20 protein-coding genes are annotated in these 22,153 nt (G+C 60.7%); 16 read left to right on the top strand and 4 right to left on the bottom strand.

Annotation, left to right across the window (positions count from 1 at the left end; genetic code table 11):
- The first annotated feature begins 17 nt into the window (after positions 1 to 17).
- The 11 genes from nadD (at position 18) to lipA (ending at position 10,288) form a co-directional block, all read left to right on the top strand.
- The gene (nadD, locus tag LD28_RS0102025) at positions 18 to 665 is read left to right on the top strand and encodes a nicotinate-nucleotide adenylyltransferase (protein WP_156120078.1); all 648 of its coding nucleotides are present in this window, start codon (positions 18 to 20) and stop codon (positions 663 to 665) included.
- 103 nt (positions 666 to 768) lie between these two features.
- Positions 769 to 1,110, top strand: coding sequence for a ribosome silencing factor (gene rsfS / locus LD28_RS0102020; protein ID WP_033135359.1), 342 nt, complete (start codon positions 769 to 771; stop codon positions 1,108 to 1,110).
- Between the two features lie 19 nt (positions 1,111 to 1,129).
- Positions 1,130 to 1,597 (top strand): 23S rRNA (pseudouridine(1915)-N(3))-methyltransferase RlmH, encoded by a 468-nt coding sequence (gene rlmH, locus LD28_RS0102015; RefSeq protein ID WP_005335166.1) that lies wholly within the window; start codon positions 1,130 to 1,132, stop codon positions 1,595 to 1,597.
- 103 nt (positions 1,598 to 1,700) lie between these two features.
- Complete coding sequence (mrdA, locus tag LD28_RS0102010; RefSeq protein ID WP_033135358.1) at positions 1,701 to 3,617, top strand: penicillin-binding protein 2; 1,917 nt, start codon at positions 1,701 to 1,703, stop codon at positions 3,615 to 3,617.
- Complete coding sequence (gene rodA / locus LD28_RS0102005) at positions 3,610 to 4,713, top strand: rod shape-determining protein RodA (RefSeq protein ID WP_033135357.1); 1,104 nt, start codon at positions 3,610 to 3,612, stop codon at positions 4,711 to 4,713. The genes mrdA and rodA overlap by 8 nt, the downstream gene beginning before the upstream one ends.
- Positions 4,713 to 5,711: a lytic murein transglycosylase B gene (gene mltB, locus LD28_RS0102000; RefSeq protein ID WP_033135356.1), complete on the top strand. Its 999-nt coding sequence runs from the start codon at positions 4,713 to 4,715 to the stop codon at positions 5,709 to 5,711. Before rodA ends, mltB begins: the two co-directional genes overlap by 1 nt.
- The gene (locus LD28_RS0101995) at positions 5,653 to 6,648 is read left to right on the top strand and encodes a septal ring lytic transglycosylase RlpA family protein (RefSeq protein WP_033135355.1); all 996 of its coding nucleotides are present in this window, start codon (positions 5,653 to 5,655) and stop codon (positions 6,646 to 6,648) included. Before mltB ends, LD28_RS0101995 begins: the two co-directional genes overlap by 59 nt.
- Positions 6,649 to 6,833: 185 nt before the next feature.
- Positions 6,834 to 8,030, top strand: a complete 1,197-nt coding sequence (locus tag LD28_RS0101990) for a D-alanyl-D-alanine carboxypeptidase family protein (protein WP_033135354.1) — start codon at positions 6,834 to 6,836, stop codon at positions 8,028 to 8,030.
- Between the two features lie 292 nt (positions 8,031 to 8,322).
- Positions 8,323 to 8,586, top strand: coding sequence for a DUF493 family protein YbeD (ybeD, locus tag LD28_RS0101985; protein ID WP_005335178.1), 264 nt, complete (start codon positions 8,323 to 8,325; stop codon positions 8,584 to 8,586).
- A gap of 62 nt (positions 8,587 to 8,648) precedes the next feature.
- Complete coding sequence (gene lipB, locus LD28_RS0101980; protein WP_033135353.1) at positions 8,649 to 9,326, top strand: lipoyl(octanoyl) transferase LipB; 678 nt, start codon at positions 8,649 to 8,651, stop codon at positions 9,324 to 9,326.
- A complete protein-coding gene (lipA, locus tag LD28_RS0101975) occupies positions 9,323 to 10,288 on the top strand; it encodes a lipoyl synthase (RefSeq protein ID WP_033135352.1) in 966 nt (321 codons plus the stop codon). Before lipB ends, lipA begins: the two co-directional genes overlap by 4 nt.
- Positions 10,289 to 10,660: 372 nt before the next feature.
- Here lipA and LD28_RS0101970 read toward each other — a convergent pair whose 3' ends face one another.
- Together LD28_RS0101970 and LD28_RS0101965 are read right to left on the bottom strand one after the other, a co-directional pair.
- Positions 10,661 to 11,221, bottom strand: coding sequence for an NUDIX domain-containing protein (locus tag LD28_RS0101970; RefSeq protein ID WP_033135351.1), 561 nt, complete (start codon positions 11,219 to 11,221; stop codon positions 10,661 to 10,663).
- 7 nt (positions 11,222 to 11,228) lie between these two features.
- Complete coding sequence (locus LD28_RS0101965) at positions 11,229 to 12,029, bottom strand: DUF2989 domain-containing protein (protein WP_033135350.1); 801 nt, start codon at positions 12,027 to 12,029, stop codon at positions 11,229 to 11,231.
- A gap of 211 nt (positions 12,030 to 12,240) precedes the next feature.
- Here LD28_RS0101965 and LD28_RS0101960 point away from each other — a divergent pair, with 211 nt between their 5' ends.
- Both LD28_RS0101960 and LD28_RS0101955 read left to right on the top strand, forming a co-directional pair.
- Positions 12,241 to 13,674 (top strand): glyceraldehyde-3-phosphate dehydrogenase, encoded by a 1,434-nt coding sequence (locus LD28_RS0101960; protein WP_033135349.1) that lies wholly within the window; start codon positions 12,241 to 12,243, stop codon positions 13,672 to 13,674.
- 63 nt (positions 13,675 to 13,737) lie between these two features.
- Positions 13,738 to 14,046, top strand: coding sequence for a YeaC family protein (locus tag LD28_RS0101955; RefSeq protein ID WP_033135348.1), 309 nt, complete (start codon positions 13,738 to 13,740; stop codon positions 14,044 to 14,046).
- 306 nt (positions 14,047 to 14,352) lie between these two features.
- Here the strand turns inward: LD28_RS0101955 and ansA are convergent, their stop codons facing one another.
- Positions 14,353 to 15,360 carry an asparaginase gene (ansA, locus tag LD28_RS0101950; protein WP_033135347.1) on the bottom strand — a complete coding sequence of 336 codons (1,008 nt, stop codon included), beginning with the start codon at positions 15,358 to 15,360 and terminating at the stop codon, positions 14,353 to 14,355.
- A gap of 447 nt (positions 15,361 to 15,807) precedes the next feature.
- Between ansA and gltS the strand changes: the two genes are divergently transcribed.
- The gene (gene gltS / locus LD28_RS0101945) at positions 15,808 to 17,007 is read left to right on the top strand and encodes a sodium/glutamate symporter (RefSeq protein WP_033135346.1); all 1,200 of its coding nucleotides are present in this window, start codon (positions 15,808 to 15,810) and stop codon (positions 17,005 to 17,007) included.
- A gap of 243 nt (positions 17,008 to 17,250) precedes the next feature.
- Here the strand turns inward: gltS and LD28_RS0101940 are convergent, their stop codons facing one another.
- Entirely contained in the window at positions 17,251 to 19,122 is a 1,872-nt protein-coding gene (locus tag LD28_RS0101940) for a methyl-accepting chemotaxis protein (RefSeq protein WP_033135345.1), read from the bottom strand.
- 255 nt (positions 19,123 to 19,377) lie between these two features.
- Here LD28_RS0101940 and prfB point away from each other — a divergent pair.
- A protein-coding gene (prfB, locus tag LD28_RS0101935; protein WP_156120077.1) for a peptide chain release factor 2 occupies positions 19,378 to 20,476 on the top strand; the annotation gives its coding sequence in 2 pieces (ribosomal slippage) (positions 19,378 to 19,452 and positions 19,454 to 20,476; 1,098 coding nt in all).
- 16 nt (positions 20,477 to 20,492) lie between these two features.
- The gene (gene lysS, locus LD28_RS0101930) at positions 20,493 to 22,028 is read left to right on the top strand and encodes a lysine--tRNA ligase (protein ID WP_033135344.1); all 1,536 of its coding nucleotides are present in this window, start codon (positions 20,493 to 20,495) and stop codon (positions 22,026 to 22,028) included.
- Positions 22,029 to 22,153 lie beyond the last annotated feature (125 nt).

The following is a 22,153-nucleotide window of genomic DNA, read 5'->3' as shown; positions in this document are numbered from 1 at the left end:
AGGCTCCTGCCAACCAGCTGAAGGCACCTGTCGGTTTGCTTGGCGGCACCTTCGATCCCATCCATATCGGCCATCTGCGCCCGGCCATCGAGGCACGCGATGCCCTCGGGCTGGCCGAGATGCGGCTGATCCCGAACCATATCCCGCCCCACCGCGCCAATCCGTTCTGCTCGAGCGAACAGCGCCTCGCCATGGTCAAACTGGCGGCGGCGGAGAACCGGAACTTTGTGGTGGATGAGCGGGAGCTGCGACGGGACAAACCCTCTTACACCATCGATACCCTTATCGAGCTGCGTCATGAACTGCCCGATACGCCGCTCTGTTTTCTGATGGGGATGGATTCCCTGCTGAGCCTGCCAAGCTGGCACCGCTGGCAGGAGCTACTCGACTATGCCCATCTGGTGGTGAGCGTGCGGCCGGGCTGGCAACCGGATTATCCGGCCGAAGTAGCGCAACTGCTGGCGCGCCATCACACCCGCGATGCCAGCTCGCTGCACCAGCGTCTGGCCGGTCATATCTGGCTGGCGGACAACCAGCCCATCGAACTGTCTGCCACCCGGCTGCGGGCCCTGCTGGATGCGGGGCAAGATACCCGCTACCTCTTGCCCGAGTCGGTGGCGCACTATATTGATCAACAGAGGCTCTACCGCGCCAACCGCCGCTAGCCCCTGTCGTAATCCCGCCCCGCCCGATGGGAAACGGGAGTGACCATGATATAATCCGCCGCCCTGACGCAAACGCTGCGCGCCGGAACAGAGGAGAGACTCATTGCAAGGCCAAGAACTGCATGCCTTTATCATCGACAAGATCGATGACATGAAAGGTCGCGACATCATCACCCTCGATGTACGCGGCAAATCCAGCATTACTGACACCATGATCGTCTGTTCCGGCAACTCCAGTCGTCACGTCAGCGCCATTGCCCACCATCTGGCCAGCGAGGCCCGCCACGCGGGTCTGGATCTGCTGAGCGTGGAAGGGCAACTGAGCGGTGAATGGGTGCTGGTAGATATGGGCTCGGTGATCGTGCATGTGATGCAGGATGAACATCGTGACTTCTACCAACTGGAAAAGCTGTGGAGCGGTGCCGCTCAAGTGAATACGCAATAAGAGCACAAGTGTAACGACCATGAAGATCCAGTTGATTGCGGTGGGCACCAAGATGCCCGCCTGGGTAGAGCATGGCTTCGAAGAGTATCGTCGCCGCTTCCCCAAAGACATGCCGTTTGAACTCGTCGAGATCGGCGCTGGCAAACGGGGCAAAAATGCCGACATTCCCCGCATCCTGCAGAAGGAAGGGGAAGCCATGCTGGCAGCCGCGGGGCGATCGCGCATCGTCACCCTCGATATTCCGGGCAAGCCCTGGACCACGGAGCAGCTGGCGACCCAGCTGGAAGCGTGGAAACTCGATGGCCGCGACGTTGCCCTGCTGGTGGGCGGGCCGGAAGGCTTGTCCCCCGAGTGCAAGGCCGCCGCCGAGCAGAGCTGGTCACTGTCACCGCTCACCCTGCCCCACCCGCTGGTGCGGGTACTGGTGGCCGAGAGCCTCTATCGGGCCTGGAGCATCACCACCAATCATCCGTATCATAGAGAGTGAGCCATGCGTCTCTGGAGTCTCACCTCTCATCTTCACCCGTATCACAGAGAGTGAACAATGCAGTTCCTGCTGTTATTGCCCCCAAGGGTCTTGAGGTAAAGGCATGCTGAAACAACGCATCGAAATGCGCGATCACAGTGCCGAGGGCAATCTGTTCTTCCGGCGCACCCTGGTAGCCTACATCGGCATCGTCGTGCTGATGCTGGTGCTGCTGGGCAATCTCTACTATCTGCAGGTCGAGTCCTACGACACCTACCAGACTCGCTCCAACTCCAACCGCATCCGCGTGGTACCGGTGGCGCCGCCACGGGGTCTCATCTATGACGCCAACGGCGTGCTGCTGGCGGAAAACCGCCCGGTCTACAGTCTGGAAATCGTGCCGGAAGAGACCAAAGATCTCGAAAAAACCGCCGACCAGCTGATCACCCTGCTGGGTCTGCCGGAAGGCACCAAGGAGAAGTTTCTGGCCGAAGTGAAGCGCCAGCGTCGCTTCAAGCCGGTCGCCCTCTACGAGAAGCTGACCGAATATCAAGTGGCCCTCTTCTCGGTCAACCAGCACAACTACCCGGGGGCCAGCATCGAGGCCTACCTCAAGCGCTACTACCCGTTTGGTGACACCCTCACCCATGCGCTGGGCTATGTGGCCAAGATCAACACCCGTGACGTGGAGCGCCTCGATAAAGAGGAGAAGCTCGCCAACTACGCCGCCACCAAGGATATCGGCAAGCAGGGGGTGGAGAAGTATTACGAGGATCAGCTGCACGGGGTCGCCGGTTATCAGGAGGTCGAGGTGAACAACCGCGGCCGCGTGGTGCGTACCCTGAAATTCCAGCCCCCCATACCGGGCAAGGATATCTACCTCAATATCGACATCCGGATGCAGCTCAAAGCCCAGCAACTGCTGGCAGGACAGCGGGGCGCCATCGTGATGATGAACCCGAAAACCGGCGCCATCATCGCCATGGAGTCGAGCCCGAGCTACGACCCCAACCTGTTCGTGACCGGTATTTCCGGCGCCAACTACTCGGCGCTGCTCAACGATCCGGCGCGGCCGCTGGTGAACCGTACCACTCAGGGGATCTATGCCCCCGCCTCCACCGTCAAACCCATGATGTCGGTGATGGGGCTCAACGAGGGGGCCATCACCCCCAGCTATCGCTACTTCGGCGGCCCGAGCTTCTCCATTCCCGGCACCACCAAGAAGTTCCGCGACTGGCGCAAGTGGGGTCATGGCTGGCTCGACGTCTACCGCGCCATCGAGGTGTCGGCAGATACCTACTTCTACGATCTCGCCTATCGGGTCGGCATCGACAAGATCCACAGCTACATGACCAAGTTCGGCTTCGGTCAGTACAGTGGCGTCGACCTCTACGAAGAGACCAAAGGGGTCATGCCATCCCGCGACTGGAAGATGGCCCGCTGGCGTCAGCCCTGGTATCAGGGGGACACCATCTCCATCGGTATCGGTCAGGGCTACTGGAGTGTCACCCCGATCCAGCTGGCCAAGGCGATCAGCATCCTGACCCAGAACGGCCATGATGTGACGCCGCACCTGCTCAAGAGCACCGCCTCGCTGGATGGTGTGATCAACGCCCCCATCAACCCCAATATCGCCCTCAAGACCAAGAGTGACAGCTATTGGCAAGTGGCCAAAGAGGGGATGTGGCGGGTAAACCAGGGCAAGGAAGGGAGCGGTCGCCACGCCTTTGCCAATACCCCCTATGCCTCCGGCGGCAAATCAGGGACGGCGCAGGTCGTGGGCATGAAGGAGAACCAGGTCTACAACGCCAAGACCATGAAGGTGGAGCACCGCGACAACGCGCTGTTCGTCGCCTTTGCGCCCTTTGACGCCCCCAAGGCAGTGGTGGCTCTGGTGCTGGAGAACGCTGGCGGCGGCAGTAAAAATGCCGCCCCGGTGGCCCGCGCCATGATGGATGCCTATCTGCTGCCACCCGATCCGCAACTGCCACCGGCACCGGAAAAGCCGTCTCTACCGAGTGAGGTCGCCCCCCATGAGTAATTCAGCCCGCCAGCAGAGCATCTGGTACAAGCTGCATATCGACTTGCCCCTGCTGCTGGGGCTGCTGGCCGTCGTTGCCCTCTCCATGGTGGTGCTCTACTCCGCCTCGGGTCAGGATATCGACTCCATCGTGCGCCAGCTGGTGCGCGGCGGTCTCGCCTTTGCCCTGATGATCGGCATGGCCCAGCTCCCCCCCTCCCTCTACGCCCGCTGGTCGGTGCCGCTGTTTGTCGGGGTGGTACTGCTGCTCATCGCGGTGGACGTGTTCGGCCATATCGGCAAGGGGGCCCAGCGCTGGCTCGATCTCGGCTTTATGAAGTTCCAGCCCTCCGAAGTGATGAAGCTCTCCATGCCCATCATGGTGGCCGCCTGGCTCAGCCGTCACTCGCTACCCCCCAAACTCAGCCACGTGGTGATCGCGCTGGTGATGGTGCTGTTGCCCACCCTGCTGATCGCCGCCCAGCCCGACCTTGGCACCTCCATTCTTGTGGCGGCCTCAGGCTTCTTCGTCATCTTCCTGGCGGGGCTCAGCTGGTGGCTGATCGGACTGGCAGTACTGCTGCTCGCGGCCTTTATGCCGGTGCTCTGGTTCTTCCTGATGCACGACTACCAGCGCCAGCGGGTCATGATGCTGATTGACCCGGAAAAAGACCCGCTCGGCCGCGGCTATCACATCATCCAGTCCAAGATTGCTATCGGCTCCGGCGGCGTCTTTGGCAAGGGGTGGCTGCAAGGGACCCAGTCCCAGCTGGAGTTTCTGCCCGAGCGCCACACCGACTTCATCTTCGCGGTATTCAGCGAGGAGTTCGGTCTGGTGGGGGTTGCCCTGTTGCTGGTGCTCTACCTCTACGTCATCAGCCGCTGCCTGTTTATCTCGATGCAGGCCCAGAGCAGCTTCGAACGACTGCTGGGGGGCGCCATCACCCTCACCTTCTTCGTCTATGTGTTCGTCAACATGGGCATGGTGAGCGGCATTCTGCCTGTGGTAGGGGTGCCCCTGCCGCTGGTGAGTTATGGCGGCACCTCCATGGTGACCCTGATGGCCGGATTCGGTATCCTGATGTCCATCCAGACTCATAGAAGACTACTCGCCTGATGAGACGGGTTGGATTGCTGCTCTCTCTCGCCACAACGGTGGCCACCGCCGCCGTGGCGCCGGAGAGGCTGGCCCTGCTCGCCGAACAGCAGCAGGTGCCGCTGGCTGAGTTGCAGGCGGCCGTCGCCCGCGCCCAGCTACGGCAGGAGGTGCTCGACACCATCAGCAAGCCGTGGGAAGCCAAACCCTGGCATCGCTACCGGCCACTGTTTGTTACCCCGGATCGCATCCGTGACGGGCAGCAGTTCTGGCAGCAACATGCGGCGACGCTGGCCCGCGCGGAGCAAACCTATCGGGTGCCCGCCTCGCTCATCGTGGCCATCATCGGGGTCGAGACCTTCTATGGCCGCCAGATGGGCCGCCATCCGGTGCTCGATAGCCTCTACACCCTGGGGTTTCACTACCCCGAGCGCAGCGACTTCTTTGCCAAGGAGTTTGCCCAGCTGGTGTTGCTGGCGAGGGAAGAGGGGTGGTCGCTGGATCGCCTCAAGGGCTCCTATGCCGGTGCCATGGGGATGGGGCAGTTCATGCCCTCCAGCTATCGCCACTACGCCGTCGATTTTGACGGGGATGGCAAGCGGGATCTGTTTGCCAACCCGGTCGATGCCATCGGCAGCGTGGCCAACTATTTTGCCAGCCACCAGTGGCACTGGGGCGAATCCGTGGTGGAACCGGCCCAGATCGGGCTGATGGCAGTCGAACCCTTGCTCAGGGCTGAGCCCGAGCTCACACAACAGTGGTCAGAACTGGCGGCGGCAGGGATTGAGCTCGCCACGCCGCTGGCCCCACAGACGCCGGTCAAGTTACTGGCGTTTGCCCAAGCCGATGGACCGGAATACTGGGTCGCACGGCATAACTTTTACGTGATCACCCGTTACAATCGCAGCCCACTCTATGCGATGGCGGTGTATCAACTTAGCCAAGCCATTCAGGAAGCGTATGCATCTTCGTCACAAACTCCTCCCGCTCAGCCTGAGCTTGTTGCTGGCCGCCTGTAGCAGTCAGCCGGAACAGACCGCCCCCGTCGAGCTGCCACCCGCCAGCAAACCGCCCGTTATCGAGATCCCGCAAGCCACCGGCGCCATTCCGCGCCCCGAGCCCCTGAGTGCCAGCGGCAACCGGGACTACTGGATCGGCAAGCAGAAGAACGAAGTGTGGCGTGACATCAAACACTACAGCGAAGAGGGCACCGCCAGCTGGCTGTCGCAGGATCTGGACGGCCAGAAGACCGCCAACGGCGATGTGCTGGACAGCAAGCTGTTCAGCGCCGCCCACCGTAACCTGCCCATCCCGAGCTATGTGCGGGTCACCAATCTGGACAACGGGCTGGAGACCATAGTGCGGGTGAACGATCGCGGTCCGTTCAACAGCCCCCACCTCATCGATCTCTCCTACGCCGCCGCCAAACAGCTGGAGATGGTCGATAGCGGTGAAGCGCGGGTACGGCTGGAGCTGATCAACGACACCCCGGATCAGATGGTGATCATGGAGCCGATGAAGCCCATCGAGATGACCCCGACCACCCCGGCTGCTGCTGCGCCCAACACCCTGTCACCAGATGGCTTCTTGGGTGAACCGACCGCACTGGCGATGGCTACCCCCGCCGCCGAGCCCGCCCCCGTCAAGGCGCCCGCTGCCAAACCGGCACCGGCCAAGGCAGCTGCCGCCACGGTTGCAAAACCGGCCCCTGCCCAAGCAGCGGCACCAGCCAGCAGTGGCGATGGCAAGATGATCCAGGTGCTGGCCAGCGGCTCCCGTGAGCGGGCCGAGGCGATGGGCAAGGTGATGACCCAGCGCTACGGCGTGCCCTACCGTGTCGATGCCCATGGCGCCATTTTCCGGGTGCTGATTGGCCCGGTGGCCGCCGACCAGCAGGCTAGTGTGCTGGAAAAAGTACGTCAGGGCGGGCTGGAACAGGCCTTTATCGTCCCCTGATCCCCGCTTCGCACACGGGCGTGACCAACTGTTCAGCCCCTGCCATCACGTCGTTTTGTGGCGTGTAGGCAGGGGCTGATGGATAAAAATCCAGTCATGATCGCCACGTCAGGCTATGACCTGCGGACGCATCTGGTATAGTTAGGCCCGCATTTTATCCCCATCTGGCTCGCAGGAATTTCAAGATGTCCAAATTTGCCCGTTCAGTTCTTCTGGCCTCGCTGGTCAGCGTTACCGCCCAGGCCAATACGCCGGTCCCGACACCGACCCCGAACGCCATGCCCGTGGTGGTACCCGCCGCGCCGGAGATCTCCGCCAAGGCCCATATTCTGATCGACTACTACTCCGGTCAGGTGCTGGCCGAGCAGAACGCCGAAGAGCGCCTGCCGCCCGCCAGTCTGACCAAGATGATGACCTCCTACATCATCGGCCAGGAGCTGCTGAAGGGGAACATCAAGCGCACCGACATGGTGACCATCAGCCAGAACGCCTGGTCCAAGAACTACTCCGACTCCTCCAAGATGTTTATCGAGGTGGGCAAGCAGGTCTCCGTCGATGACCTGAACAAGGGCATCATCATCCAGTCCGGCAACGACGCCTGCGTCGCTATGGCCGAATTCCTGGCGGGCAGCACCGACTCCTTCGCCGGTCTGATGAACAGCTGGGCCGCCAAGCTCGGCATGAACGACAGCCACTTCATGAACCCGCACGGTCTGGATGCGGAAGGTCACTACAGTACCGCTCACGATATGGCCCGTCTGGGTCAGGCGCTGATCCGCGACCTGCCGGAGGAGTACAAGATCTACTCCCAGAAATCCTTCGTGTTCAACGGCATCACCCAGCACAACCGTAACCGTCTGCTGTGGGATCAATCCCTGCAAGTGGATGGCATCAAGACCGGTCACGTCAGCCAGGTCGGCTATAACCTGGTCTCCTCAGCGACCAATAACGAAGGCATGCGCCTGATCGCCGTGGTACTGGGTGCCAGCAGCGAGGGTTCCCGTGCCGCCGAGAGCAAAAAGCTGCTCACCTACGGCTTCCGCTTCTTCCAGAGCCTGACCCCCTACAAGGCGGGCACCGTACTGGTCACCCAGAAGATCTGGATGGGCGACAAGTCTGAAGTGAAACTGGGCGTCGACAAAGATGTCTCCGTGCTGGTCACCCGTGGTCAGGGCAACAACCTGAAAGCGGACTTCCAGCTCGACAGCGAGCTGAAGGCGCCGCTGGCCAAGGGTCAACGGGTCGGTACCGTGTTCCTGAAGCAGGGCGACAAAGAGATCAAACAGGTGCCGCTGGTCGCCCTGGAAGAGGTGCAGGAAGGTGGCTTGATGAGCCGTCTGTGGGACTACCTGGTACTGCTGGTCACCAGCTGGTTCAAGTAATCCAACGCACAATCCTCACCAAACAGCGGCGCCAACAGGCGCCGCTGCTGTCTGTGACGGGCAAAGGTAGTGAATAACCCTGTAAACTGCAGGTTCCGCCTTACCCTGATTTGTGGTAAAAAGCAGCACTTCCATCCTTGTCTGACCGATCCTGGCCTTGATCCCGGTCCGGGCAGCGCCCATATAGCTATGAGCCGTGCCCATATAGACTTGAAATGGCGGCCTCCACGGGCCATCGGCCACTAGCCATCCAAGATGAAGTCATCCCGTTGATGACGCAAAAGGTGAGTAAATGAATACCAAGTTTGATGAACTGCTGGAGTTTCCCTGCAAATTCCCGTTCAAGGTGCTCGGCGTTGCCGACCCGGCCCTGCCGGAAATGGTGGTTGAAGTGCTGCAGCAGCACGCCCCCGGCACCTACAGCCCGACTGTCCAGCCCAGCTCCAAGGGCAACTACCACTCGGTCCGCGTGACCGTGACGGCCCAGAGCAAGGAGCACATCGAAGCGATGTACCACGCCCTTGGCAAGATCGAGCTGGTGAAATACGTACTGTAATTTCTCTCTCGCCCCGTTCTGCGGGGCGACTGTTTTTGGCCGCAGCACGCCGCGAGGACACCATGTCATCCCAGATCCCCGCCCAGTCCAGCCTGATCGTCAGGCAGCTGGGTCGCCGCCCCTACCAGCCGGTATGGGACGCCATGAAAGCCTTCACCGACAACCGCACCGGCGACACCCCGGACGAGTTCTGGGTGGTCGAACACGACCCCGTCTACACCCAGGGTCAGGCCGGCAAGGCCGAACACCTGCTCAATCCGGGCAATATCCCGGTGGTGCAGAGCGATCGCGGTGGTCAGGTGACCTATCACGGCCCGGGCCAGCTGGTGCTCTACGTCCTGGTGGATGTCCGCCGCTGCAAATTCTCGGTTCGCGAGCTGGTGACCGCGCTGGAGACAGCCATCATCAACACCCTCGCCAAAAGCGATATCCAGGCCTATGCCAAGGCCGATGCCCCCGGGGTCTATGTGAAAAATGACCTTGGCATGGAGGCAAAACTGGCCTCGCTGGGTCTGCGCATCCGCAAGGGGTGCTCGTTCCACGGGCTGGCCCTCAACATCAACATGGACATGACCCCCTTCCTGCACATTAATCCGTGCGGCTATGCGGGCATGGCCATGACCCAGACCAGCGCCCTGGGCGGCCCGCAGAGCGTGGCCGAGGCGCAATCCATTCTGGTGGCCGAACTGGCCCGCCTGATTGGCTACCAAACAATAACAAACACCGAGAGTGAATCATGAGCAAACCCGTTCGTATGGAGCCGGGCGTCAAGCTGCGCGATGGCGACAAGATGGCCCTGATCCCGGTGAAATTCATGCCGGATCCCAACGAAGAACTCCTTCGCAAGCCGGACTGGATGCGGATCAAGCTGCCCCCCTCCAGCCAGAAGATCGAACACATCAAGAGCACCTTGCGCAAAAACAAGCTGCACTCGGTCTGTGAAGAGGCCTCCTGCCCCAACCTGGCGGAGTGCTTCAACCACGGCACCGCCACCTTCATGATCATGGGCGCCATCTGCACCCGTCGCTGCCCCTTCTGCGACGTGGCCCACGGCCGCCCGCTGGCACTCGATCCGGAAGAGCCGAAGAAGCTGGCGCTGACCATCAAGGAGATGAACCTCAAGTATGTGGTGATCACCTCGGTGGACCGCGACGATCTGCGCGACGGCGGTGCCCAGCACTTCGCCGACTGCATCCGCGAGATCCGCGAGCACAGCCCGCAGACCCGCATCGAGATCCTGACCCCGGACTTCCGTGGCCGGATGGAGCAAGCGCTGGAGGTGTTCCGCGAGACCCCGCCGGACGTCTTCAACCACAACCTGGAAACCGCCCCGCGCATGTATCGCGTCGCCCGCCCGGGTGCCGACTACAAGTGGTCGCTGGAGCTGCTGCGCCGCATCAAGGAAATGCACCCCCACGTGCCGACCAAATCCGGTGTCATGATGGGCCTTGGCGAGACCAACGAAGAGATCGTCGAGGTGCTCAAGGATCTGCGCGCCCACGGCGTCAACATGCTGACCCTGGGCCAGTATCTGCAGCCGAGCCGCCACCACCTGCCGGTGAAGCGCTACGTGCCGCCTGCAGAGTTCGACGAGCTGAAAGAGGTCGCCATGGAGCTGGGCTTTACCCACGCCGCCTGCGGCCCCTTCGTGCGATCCTCCTACCATGCGGATCTGCAAGCCAAGGGCGAAGAGGTCAAATAACCTCGCACGAGAGAGAGGTCAAGTAACCTTCTCCCATCGCAGTAAAAAAAAGAGCGCCTTTTGGCGCTCTTTTTTATGGCTCATGTTTGATGGCTGATGCTGCGATATCAGGGCCGCTAACGTCCGCACCTCATGCATCGATATGAGCCGACACGGCCACAGATCGGGCGCGGCCTGCTGGCTATCATGGCCAGCAAGCCGAACGCTCTGACAGAGCAAATTGTCTCATCAGCGCAACAGTTAAAAAAAACCAACCGATTTATTTGCAACAATTTGAGCCATGAGCCTGCCCGCTACACGCGGAGTGAGACAGGGGACAATCCCCGCCATGATCGACAAGGGGGACATAGCCCCCCTTGTCGCACCTCCTTGTCACGCCTCCTCGAAGCACCCCTGCTGATGCCAGCGCTGCAACTGGGCCAGCACCCGGGTCTCCCGCGCCGTCCACTGGGGGCAGGGCCCCGCCAGCTGGGTCTTGTTGGTCTGCAACGCCTCATCGAGCGCAAACCAGCCGGGCACGAAGCCAAGGCGGATCTCGTAAGGCTGCGGCTGCGGTGCCACCAGCTGCTCACCAATCCGGCACAAGTAGTAGAGCGATCGGATGCAGTAGGCATCGAACCCCGGCTCGCGGGCGGCGCGATATTCGCGGGTCTCGCCAAGCAGGGCCCCCACTTCCCGCAGCTCGGCGCCGCACTCCTCCAGCAGCTCGCGGGCCAGCGCCACATGGTGGCTCTCCCCCGCTTCAATGCCGCCGCCGGGGAACATCAGATCGCCGTTGACCCGGGAGTGGACCAGCAGCAGCTCGTCGCCCCGCAGCACCACAGCGCGCACCGTGAGCCGCTCCAGGGTACGGCCATCGGTGATCACGTCACCATGAACGAAAGAGAGATCGAAAAGATTGGGCCAGCAGCTGGCCGGGGAGAGTGTCGTCATCACTGCCTCAGGGCCGGTAGTTGCCATGTTTGAGCTGCTCGACGATCTCGGCAGCCCGCACATCGTAGCCATCCTGCTCGGGCTTGCTCAGGGTGTGGTAAATGCCAAAACGCTTGGCAGAGACCCCTGGCGCATCCTGAAACGACTCGCTTACTTTGCCCCACAGATAGGCCAGCCCATACTGCTTCTGGCCCATATAGAGGGTGCTGAGGGAGGTGAGCATGCGGCTGTTGACCGTGTCCCCCTCCTGATAGAGGGAGAGACCACGCTGCAGGGTGGCAATAGCCTTTTCGGGGTCACTGTTGGCGTAGATACCACCAAGCGCCAGCTGCAGCTCAGGTTCATCCATCGCCCTGGTGCCTTCCAGCGCCAAGAATTGCTGGCGGGCCAGCTCGTTAGTGTTGTTGGTCCAGTGCCACAGTAGCAGATAGGGATCTTGCGAATTGCGGGTCGCGGCATCGAGCTGGAGCAGCTGATCCCCTGCCGCCAGCATCCCTTCAACCCGCGGGCTCTTCTGCTCACGAGCCCGCTTGTACTCGATGTTGGTGGAGTGCTCGGCACACTTGAGATAGCGCTCAAGGTTGCGCATCAGCTCGTACTTGCGCCGATCCGTCCCCTCCTCCTTGAGATAGAAGCGGCTGCGGATCACATCGGTACGCTCATAGCGACACCAGCCATCGTCCACCAGATCCTGACAGAGCTCGGCATGGTTGCTGCAGATATTGTGGATCCGATCGTCATTGCAACCAGCCACGGCAAGGCCGACTGAAAGCATGATGAGGGTCTGTCGCAGGGGGAAATTGGCCATGGTTCACATCTTGTTGGTAACGCGGACTGGTAACAATTGGCGCTTCTGACGGCCACCTCCGGCTAGCAAACCGGTTACATATCCATTACAATGCGCGCGCCATATAAGGCCGCGATTGCAGAATAATATAACGAAATATACACCCCTACACTGATCTGCATTCGACGAATTTTCTATTTACACCAACAACGTGAAATAAAGGATCTGGTCAATGACCCACGAGCACTACTTGCAAGCGTGGCAGGAGAGCCAGGAGCTCGCCGAAGCCATGCAGCCCTTGATTGGTCGCCTCTACCGACAACAAGGGGTCGAGATCACCCTCTACGGCCGCCCGCTGCAAAACGCCTCCACCATCGATATCCTCAAGGCCCACCGGGTCGTCCGCCGCCACCAGGGCGCTCCCCTCCCCATCCAGCAAAGCTTCCCCCTGCTCCAGGCCATCGTGGCCCTCAAACCCACTGCCGCCGAGGTAGACCTTGGCAAGCTGGCGGTCGGCTACTGGCAGGATCATCAGGATGAGGCGGGGATCGAGGATTACCTGCAAGCGAGACTGGCACCAGCTCTTGGCCGCAGCCAGATGCCACAAGCCACCGACGTGGTGCTCTACGGTTTTGGCCGTATCGGCCGCCTGCTGGCCCGGCTGCTGATCGAGCGCACCGGCGCAGCCAACCCGCTGCGCCTGCGCGCCATCGTGGTCCGTGGCGGTCGCGACGGGGATCTGGAAAAACGCGCCAGCCTGCTGCGCCGCGACTCGGTGCACGGCCCCTTCAACGGCTCCATCGAAGTGGATGTGGAGCGCAGCGCCATCATCGCCAACGGCACCTTTATTCAGGTGATCTACGCCAATAGCCCGGCCGACATCGACTACACCGCCTACGGCATTCACGATGCGCTGATCGTCGACAACACCGGGGTCTGGCGCGATGAAGCTGGCCTCTCCGAGCACCTGAAAGCGCGTGGTGCCGGCAAGGTGCTGCTGACCGCCCCCGGCAAGGGGGAGATGAAGAACGTGGTGTTCGGGGTCAACCACGAGGTCATCGGGCCGGATGACAAGATCATCTCCGCCGCCTCCTGCACCACCAACGCCATCACCCCGGTGCTCAAGGTGATGCAGGAGCGGTACGGCATCCGCCACGGCCACGTGGAGACGGTTCACTCCTACACCAACGATCAGAACCTGATCGACAACTATCACAAGGGCGAGCGGCGCGGCCGCAGCGCCGCCCTCAACATGGTGATGACCAGCACCGGCGCCGCCAAGGCGGTGGCCAAGGCGCTGCCAGAGCTCAAGGGCAAGCTGACCGGCAACGCCATCCGGGTGCCGACCCCCAACGTGTCGCTCGCCATCATCAACCTGTCGCTGGAGCAGGCCACCGATCGGGAGAGCCTCAACGCCTATCTGCAACAGATGGCGTTAAGCTCGGCCCTCCATCGCCAGATCGACTTCAGCGCCAGCACCGAACTGGTCTCCTCCGACATGGTGGGTTCCCGTTATGCGGGCATCGTCGACTCCCAGGCAACCATCGCCGAGGGGGATCACTGCGTGCTCTACGTATGGTATGACAACGAGTTCGGGTACAGTTGTCAGGTAGTGCGGGTGATGGAGCAGATGGCTGGCGTAGTCCGCCAGGATCTGCCTGCATAGCCCGCCAGGATCTGCCGGGCTGACCCCGAAGTTTATGGCTCAATAGTTCAAGGAGAAGGCCGGATGTCGTTTCAACAGGGTGAGTTTTTGCAAGCAATCAGGCAGATGCCACAAGAGGTGTACGAGCGGCTCAAGACCGCCGTCGAGCTGGGCAAGTGGCCCGATGGCAAGCCCCTCACCGACGAGCAGAAGGCCACTTCACTGCAGGCTGTGATGGCCTGGCAGGCGATGCACCTCGACAATCCCGAGCATATGAACATCGGTCGCGACGGCGAGATCGTGATGAAGAGCAAGAGCGAGCTCAAGCGGCTGTTTCGTGATGAACCTCAGCCGGTTGAAGAGGAGATAGTGCGGGTCAATCTCAACCACTGAGACCACTCACCATCCCGTCTCGCGGCGGCCAATCGAACAGCTATTGTGCGATACTGATACATAGTGCGATAAATAGCAAAGAGGGGAGCCATGATGGCTCCCCTCTTTTTTCCTATCTATGCAGGGTGACTCATCCCCCTCATCCCCAGCCCTTCTCCCGCCAGGGGAGAAGGGAGCAGGCTCTCACCCTGCGGACAGTAAGCGTGCCACCTGCTGGCGATCTTCATGGCAAGCCTCGCGCTGCCAACAGCACCTCGATCTATCCCCTCTCCCGCTGGGAGAGGGTTAGGGTGAGGGCCGCAACGCTCAGGGCGTCAGCTCCCCGCGCAGGGACTGCTGCATCAACTCGCGAATGCGGTGGGAAGGCAACTCCTGACTCAGCAGGAAGTGCAGCTTGGTGAGCGCCGCTTCGGCGGTCATGTCAAAGCCCGAGATCACCCCGGCCCGCGACAGGGCGTTGCCGGTGGCGTAGCCCCCCATATTGACCTTGCCGTGCAGACACTGGCTCAGGTTGACGATGATGACGCCACGGGCCGAGGCCTCGGAGAGCAGCGCCAGCATGGCGGGGTTCTGCGGCGCATTGCCCACCCCGAACGACAGCAGGATCAGCGCCTTCACCGGCTGTTGCAGGATGTTGGCGATCACCTCGCTGGAGATGCCCGGATAGAGGGTCACCACGCCGATCGGCTGGGGGGTGATGTCATGCAACACCAGCGGCCGCTCGGACGGCACGCCCAGCTCACCCGCTTCCAGCGAGATGGCGATCCCGGCATTAAGCAGCGGCGGATAGTTGGGGGAATCGAAGGCGTGGAAGCCATCGGCGTGCACCTTCTTGCTACGGTTGCCGCGATAGAGCTGGTTGTTGAAGAACAGCGTCACCTCGTGGATCGGGTAGTTGGCCGCAATATAGAGGGCGTTGAGCAGGTTCTGCTGACCGTCGGAGCGCAGCTCGGCGAGCGGGATCTGGGAACCGGTGATGATGACCGGCTTGTGCAGATCTTCCAGCATGAAGGAGAGCGCCGAGGCGGTGAACGACATGGTGTCGGTGCCGTGCAGGATCACAAAGCCGTCGTACTTGTCGTAGTTGTCGCGAATGTCCTCGGCGATGCGCTGCCAGTCCGCCGGGGTCATGTCGGAGGAGTCGATGAGGGGGGCATATTCGTGGATATGGTAATCCGGCATCTCGGGGCGGTGGAACTCGGGCATCCGCGCCAGACAGTCTTCCATAAAGCCCGCCATCGGCACATAACCGTGGTCGGAACGCTGCATCCCAATGGTGCCGCCTGTGTAGGCGATGTAGATAGACTTCTTCACACCCTCTCCTCTTGATGAAGTGAAAACCGCGGGGTCATGGGCGATGCCGGGGTGAACCACACGGTCAGCTCCCGCCATCTCCTCTGTGTACAGCGGAAACCGGCGAATTATAGAGACTGACGCCCCAAATGACAGCCGTTCCATGCACCCTTCTTCGCGCTTTTCTACCCTATACCTCAATGGTGTTAAATTTCACAATAAACCACTAAAACGAGCATTAATACGACAAAGATGGAATTAAACGATGCTTTTTGCTACAATCCGCCGGATTTTACTTAAATCTCATCTGGATGCCTGAATATTTCAGGCCCGCTTAGGCCCTATTTTCATGGGGCGGGGAGCGCACTCCCCTTCTTTGTTGGCACATGAGCCACACTTGATTTTCATCCCGGCTGAATCTGTGAGCCTTCACAACGAAGGCACAGCCAATCAACATGGGAGTACTGAATGTTACAACTTGATTCCTACGCCACTCTTGTCGCAGCCACCCTGGTGCTGCTGCTTGGTCGTCTGCTGGTCACCCGCGTCGGGTTACTGCGCACCTTCAACATCCCCAAACCGGTTGCCGGTGGTCTGGTGGTCGCGCTGGTACTGCTGCTGCTGCGCTCCACCCTGCAGATGGAGCTGCAATTTGATACCAGCCTGCAAACCCCGCTGATGCTGGCCTTCTTCGCCTCCATCGGCCTCTCTGCCGATCTCGCCAGCCTGAAACGCGGCGGCAAGGCGGTGGTTACCTTCCTGATGGTGGTCACCGGTCTGCTGCTGGTGCAGAACAGTCTGGGCGTCGGTCTGGCGACCCTGCTCGGTCTGGATCCCCACATGGGGCTGCTGGCTGGTTCCATCACCCTCTCCGGCGGCCACGGCACCGGTGCGGCCTGGAGTGCCACCTTCTCCGAGAAGTACGGGGTGCAATCCGCGGCGGAGCTGGCCATCGCCTGTGCCACCTTCGGTCTGGTGCTGGGCGGCCTGATCGGCGGCCCGGTGGCTCGCTATCTGGTGAAGAAAGTGCAGGTGCCCGGTGAGGAGCACAACCAGGATGAGGCCCCCAAGGGCTTCGAAATGCCCGATATGGAACGCCCCCTCACCACCTTCAGCCTGATTGAGACGCTGGCACTGATCGCCATCAGCCTCAAGGGTGGCGAGCTGCTCTCGGCCTCTCTCAAAGGGGGCGCCTTCGAGCTACCCATCTTCGTCTGCGTGCTGTTTGTCGGCGTGCTGCTGCGCAACCTGCTCACCCTCTTCAACTGGCATGAGGTAAGCGATCGCGAAGTATCGCTGCTGGGCAACGTCAGCCTGTCGCTGTTCCTCGCCATGGCGCTGATGAGCCTGAAATTGTGGGATCTGGCCAGTCTGGCCCTGCCCATCTTCATCCTGCTGGCCGCCCAGACCGTGGCGATGGCGCTCTACGCCATCTTCGTCACCTTCCGGGTCATGGGCAGCAACTACGATGCGGCCGTGCTGGCGGCGGGCCACTGCGGCTTTGGCCTCGGGGCCACCCCCACCGCCATCGCCAACATGCAGGCCATCACCCAGCGCTTCGGTCCTTCCCACCTGGCGTTTCTGGTGGTGCCCATGGTGGGCGCCTTCTTTATCGACATCATCAACGCCATGGTGATCAAGCTGTTTATGGCGATGCCGTTCCTGTAATTCCCTTTCCGTCAGACGTATATGATCAGAGCCCACCTTTCGGTGGGCTCTTTGCTTGTGCGCTCTTCCCGCCAGCCGAGGTTGGCAAGGCGGCATCACTTATCCGGTACCAAGTTGACCGGCGTGCAAACCAGACGGAGCTCACCCCCCCATGCCCCGCACTCCTCCGAACAACAAAAAGCCCCGCACTCGACAGAGGGCGGGGCTTGTTTATGTCAGCCGAAACAGGCCGAAACGTGCACCTTACAGGATAAAGGTCGACACCTGCTTGTTCAGGTCAGTGGCACGCCCTTTGAGGCTATGGGCCTGATCCAGATCGCGCATGGCGGCGGCGGTGATCTCGTCACTCACATCCTTGATGGCGGTGGTGTTCTGGGTGATCTCGCCGGTCACCTGGGTCTGCTCCTCGGCGGCGGTGGCGATCTGACCCGCCATGTCGGAGATGAGGGAGATGGCGCTGGTGATCTCTTCCAGCGCGCGCACGGCCTGATCGGCATCCTGCACACTGTTGTCCGCCAGCCCCTGACTGGTCTGCATCAGGCTCACCGCACGGGCGGTGGTCTGCTGCAGGGTCTCGATGGTGGACTGGATCTGCTGGGTGGAGTCCTGGGTACGGCGTGACAGCACCCGCACCTCGTCAGCGACCACCGCAAAACCACGGCCCTGCTCACCGGCGCGGGCCGCTTCGATGGCCGCGTTCAGCGCCAGCAGGTTAGTCTGCTCGGCAATCCCCTGAATGGTGGAGAGGATGCTGGTGATGGCCTGCGCGTGGCGGCTCAGCTCGCCGATCACCTCGGTCGCCTGCCCCACCTCGTCGGCCAGACCATTGATGGACTGACGGGTCTTGTTGACCAGCATCTTGCCCTGTTCACTGCTCTGGGCAGATTGCTGGGCAGCGGCAGCGGTGTTCTCGGCGTTGCCGGCGATCTCCATGGTGGCGCTCGCCATCTCGGTCACCGCCGTGGCGACCATGGTCACCTCCTGCTGCTGACGCTGCAGCTCGTCCACCGCGGCCTGGTTGGTCACCAGACTGCGCTCGGCATCAGCGTTCAACTCGTTGGCCAGCTTGCGGATATTGCCGATCAGCTGATGCTGGCTGCCGACGAAACGGTTGAAGCTGTTGGCCAGCTGGCCCACTTCGTCGTTGGCGTCGATCTTGATGCGCTGGGTCAGATCGCCGTTACCGTCGGCAATCCGGGCCAGTGCCTGGGAGACCTTGGTGAGCGGGCCAAGCAGCATGCTGACCAGCCAGGAGATGGTGAGGATACTGCCCACCAGCACCAGCAACGCCATCCCGAGCTGGGTCATCAGCAGGGAGGAGAGCGGCGCTTCCAGCGCGGCCTTGTCCAGCACCATGACCAGTTCCCAGTCGGTATCGGGGATATCGACCGACCACAGCAGCTTGTCGCGCCCTTCGCTGTCGAAGTAGGCCGGCACCAGTTCCTTGCTCGACTTGCTCTGCTCAATCAGCGCATTGGTCAGATCATTGTCGATCTCGCTGGCCGGTTTCATCGCCTTGGCGGCATCCTTGTAGGCGATGATGGTGCCATCCTTGTGCATCATGATGGCGAAACCGTCGGCAGGCAGTTGCATCTTGGTCACGTCTTCCACCAGAGAAGCGATGGAGAGGTCACCACCGATCACCCCACCAGAAACCGGCTGGGCCAGGGTCACCACCATGATGTTGTAGGCCACGTCGAGATAGGGCTTGGTGACAATCATGCCACCTTTGCCCATCGCCTCCTGATACCAGCCGCGAGAGCGCGGGTTGTAGCCATCACGGTTGATGGAGGGATCGGAGTCGTGCATCTTGCCGCTGCTCTCACCGAAATAGGTGAGCTGGAAACGGCCGGAGACTTGTGCCTGTTGCAAGGCATGGAGGGGTTCGGAGCTGGCCTTGTTGCCGAGCGCCTGGATGACGTCGCGACGGGCCGAGAGCCAGTCACTGACGCTGGCAGCCTGCTGGGTACCCAGCCGCTGCAGCTGCTCTTGGCTGCCTTGCAACAACAGATTCTTCTGGCTGCTATAGCTCTGCCAGGAGAGCAGCGAAATCACCAGCGAAAGGGCGATCACTACTGACAACAGTATCTTCTGCTTGAGTGATAGGTTTTTCATCATAGGTTCTTCTTATTGAGGTGAGGAGCGGGTTTTTCCCTAAAAGAGCACAACACTACAAACTCTTTAACGACCCGAGCGGCCGAAACTGAACCTAAAAATGAGTCTGCGGGCGATATTTTCTACCGAGGTGGGGAAAACTGCCCCAGAAATTGACTGCATGAGCCGCACAAGCCAAGGCAACCCTGTTTATTCCTTCCACAATTGGCTAGAATATCCCGTTTTTAAGTCACATCGACCCTGAGAGTTTTCACGATGTTCGAAGTTAATCCCGTATTAAATAAACTTAAGGAGCTGTCTGAGCGGACCGAGCTTCTTAGGGGGTACCTTTGACTATGACGCCAAGAAAGAGCGTCTAGAAGAGGTCAACGCCGAGCTGGAACAGCCGGACGTCTGGAATGAACCCGACCGCGCACAGGCGCTGGGCAAAGAGCGCGTGGCGCTGGAAAACGTCGTCAGCACCATCGACACCCTGACCCAGGGCGTGGATGACGTCGAGATGCTGGTGAGCCTGGCCGTGGAAGGGGAAGACGAAGAGACCTTCAACGAAGCCATCGTCGAATCCGAACAGCTGGAAACCAAGCTGGTGGATCTAGAGTTCCGCCGCATGTTCTCCGGTCAGCACGACGGCTCAGACTGCTATATCGATATCCAGTCCGGCTCCGGTGGTACCGAAGCACAGGATTGGGCCAACATGGTGCTGCGCATGTACCTGCGCTGGGGCGATGCCCACGGCTACAAGCCGGAGCTGATCGAGCTCTCTGACGGCGACGTGGCTGGCATCAAGTCCGCCACCATCAAGTTCACCGGCGAATATGCGTTCGGCTGGCTGCGTACCGAAACCGGCGTACACCGTCTGGTTCGCAAGTCCCCGTTCGATTCCGGTGGCCGCCGTCACACCTCTTTCTGTTCTGTGTTCGTCTACCCCGAGATCGACGATGATATCGACATCGAGATCAACCCGGCAGATCTGCGGATCGACGTCTATCGCGCCTCCGGTGCCGGTGGTCAGCACGTTAACCGAACCGAATCCGCGGTGCGTATTACCCACGTTCCGACCGGTGTCGTGGTACAGTGCCAGAACGACCGTTCCCAGCACAAAAACAAAGACCAGTGTATGAAGCAGCTGAAAGCCAAGCTCTACGAGCTGGAGATTCAGAAGCAGAACGCTGAGAAACAAGCCCTGGAAGAGACCAAGTCTGATATCGGTTGGGGCAGCCAGATCCGTTCCTATGTGCTGGATGACTCCCGTATCAAGGATCTGCGTACCGGCGTCGAAACCCGTAATACCCAATCGGTGCTCGACGGTGACTTGGACAAGTTTATCGAAGCCAGCCTGAAATCAGGTCTGTAAACAAGCAGGAATCACCATGTCTGAACAAACCACCACTCCGGAAGTCGATCATTCACTCGAACTCAACAACGAGATGACTGAGCGTCGTTCCAAGCTGGCCGCCCTGCGCGCTCAGGGTAATCCTTTCCCCAACGACTTCCGTCGCGACAGCCTCTCCGGCGATCTGCACGCAGAGTTTGACGACAAGAGCGCCGAGGAGCTGACGAGCCTGGGTAAACGGGTGAAGATTGCCGGTCGCATCATGACCCGCCGGATCATGGGCAAGGCTTCTTTCGCCACCCTGCAGGACATGGCCGGCAAGATCCAGGTCTACGTCACCCGTGACGACCTGCCGGAAGGTTTCTACAACGAGCAGTTCAAGAAGTGGGATCTGGGTGACATCGTCGGTGTCGAAGGTACCCTGTTCAAGACCCAGACCGGTGAGCTCTCCGTTCACGTTTCCGATATCCGCCTGCTGACCAAGGCACTGCGTCCGCTGCCTGAGAAGCACAAAGGCCTGACCGACCAGGAAGCTCGCTGCCGCCAGCGTTACCTGGATCTGATCGCCAACGAAGAGTCCCGCAAGACCTTCATGATCCGCACCAAAGTGGTTGCCGGTATCCGCAAGTTCTTCAACGACAAGCGCTTCATGGAAGTGGAAACCCCGATGATGCAAGTCATCCCGGGTGGCGCCTCCGCGCGTCCGTTCGTGACTCACCACAATGCGCTGGACATCGACATGTACCTGCGTATCGCACCGGAGCTCTACCTGAAGCGTCTGGTGGTCGGTGGCTTCGAGCGTGTCTACGAGATCAACCGCAACTTCCGTAACGAAGGTATCTCGGTGCGTCACAACCCCGAGTTCACCATGATCGAGTTCTACATGGCCTATGCCGACTACATCGATCTGATGGACCTGACCGAAGAGCTGCTGCGCACCCTGGCGCAGGACATTCTGGGCGACACCAAGATCCGTTACGCCAAAGAGGGTGAAGAGGGTCTGACCATCGATTTCGGTCAACCGTTCCAGCGCCTCACCATGGTTGAGTCCATCCTGAAGTTCAACGCGGATGTAACTCTGGACGATCTGGCTACCCTCGAGAGCGCCAAGGCCGTTGCCAAGCGTCTGCACATCGAGCTGATGAAAGGTTGGGAACTGGGCCACGTGATCACTGCGATCTTCGAAGAGACCGTGGAGCACATGCTGCTGCAACCGACCTTCATCACCGAGTACCCGGCAGCCGTCTCTCCGCTGGCTCGCCGCAACGACGTGAACCCGGACGTGACCGACCGCTTCGAATTCTTCATCGGTGGCCGCGAGCTGGCCAACGGCTTCTCCGAGCTGAACGATGCAGAAGACCAGGCCAAACGCTTCCAGGATCAGGTTGATCAGAAAGAAGCGGGCGACGACGAAGCCATGTTCTACGACGCCGACTTCGTTACCGCGCTGGAACACGGCCTGCCGCCGACTGCCGGTCAGGGTATCGGTATCGACCGTCTGGTAATGCTGTTCACCAACAGCCACACCATCCGCGACGTCATTCTGTTCCCGGCCCTGCGTCCGCAGAAGTAAGGTTCATGCCCGCCGGGATCCATCCCGAGCGCGATAGCTTGAAAACGCCCCGCAACTGCGGGGCGTTTTTCTATCTCCTTTACCGCAAAATCACTTTCAAAATTCAATAATGGAATAAAGAAGAT

Origin of the sequence: Aeromonas finlandensis (assembly GCF_000764645.1) — a bacterium.
Taxonomy (GTDB): domain Bacteria; phylum Pseudomonadota; class Gammaproteobacteria; order Enterobacterales; family Aeromonadaceae; genus Aeromonas; species Aeromonas finlandensis.
The sequence above is the reverse complement of the archived record's forward strand: the minus strand, read 5'-3'. Positions and strand labels throughout refer to the sequence as shown.

Coding starts and splice junctions, on each gene's coding strand:
- rlmH (WP_005335166.1), top strand. CDS start 1,130: ATGAAGATCCAGTTGATTGCGGTGGGCACCAAGATGCCCGCCTGGGTA.
- mrdA (WP_033135358.1), top strand. CDS start 1,701: ATGCTGAAACAACGCATCGAAATGCGCGATCACAGTGCCGAGGGCAAT.
- rodA (WP_033135357.1), top strand. CDS start 3,610: ATGAGTAATTCAGCCCGCCAGCAGAGCATCTGGTACAAGCTGCATATC.
- mltB (WP_033135356.1), top strand. CDS start 4,713: ATGAGACGGGTTGGATTGCTGCTCTCTCTCGCCACAACGGTGGCCACC.
- LD28_RS0101995 (WP_033135355.1), top strand. CDS start 5,653: ATGCATCTTCGTCACAAACTCCTCCCGCTCAGCCTGAGCTTGTTGCTG.
- LD28_RS0101990 (WP_033135354.1), top strand. CDS start 6,834: ATGTCCAAATTTGCCCGTTCAGTTCTTCTGGCCTCGCTGGTCAGCGTT.
- ybeD (WP_005335178.1), top strand. CDS start 8,323: ATGAATACCAAGTTTGATGAACTGCTGGAGTTTCCCTGCAAATTCCCG.
- lipB (WP_033135353.1), top strand. CDS start 8,649: ATGTCATCCCAGATCCCCGCCCAGTCCAGCCTGATCGTCAGGCAGCTG.
- lipA (WP_033135352.1), top strand. CDS start 9,323: ATGAGCAAACCCGTTCGTATGGAGCCGGGCGTCAAGCTGCGCGATGGC.
- LD28_RS0101970 (WP_033135351.1), bottom strand. CDS start 11,221: ATGACGACACTCTCCCCGGCCAGCTGCTGGCCCAATCTTTTCGATCTC.
- LD28_RS0101965 (WP_033135350.1), bottom strand. CDS start 12,029: ATGGCCAATTTCCCCCTGCGACAGACCCTCATCATGCTTTCAGTCGGC.
- LD28_RS0101960 (WP_033135349.1), top strand. CDS start 12,241: ATGACCCACGAGCACTACTTGCAAGCGTGGCAGGAGAGCCAGGAGCTC.
- LD28_RS0101955 (WP_033135348.1), top strand. CDS start 13,738: ATGTCGTTTCAACAGGGTGAGTTTTTGCAAGCAATCAGGCAGATGCCA.
- gltS (WP_033135346.1), top strand. CDS start 15,808: ATGTTACAACTTGATTCCTACGCCACTCTTGTCGCAGCCACCCTGGTG.
- LD28_RS0101940 (WP_033135345.1), bottom strand. CDS start 19,122: ATGAAAAACCTATCACTCAAGCAGAAGATACTGTTGTCAGTAGTGATC.
- lysS (WP_033135344.1), top strand. CDS start 20,493: ATGTCTGAACAAACCACCACTCCGGAAGTCGATCATTCACTCGAACTC.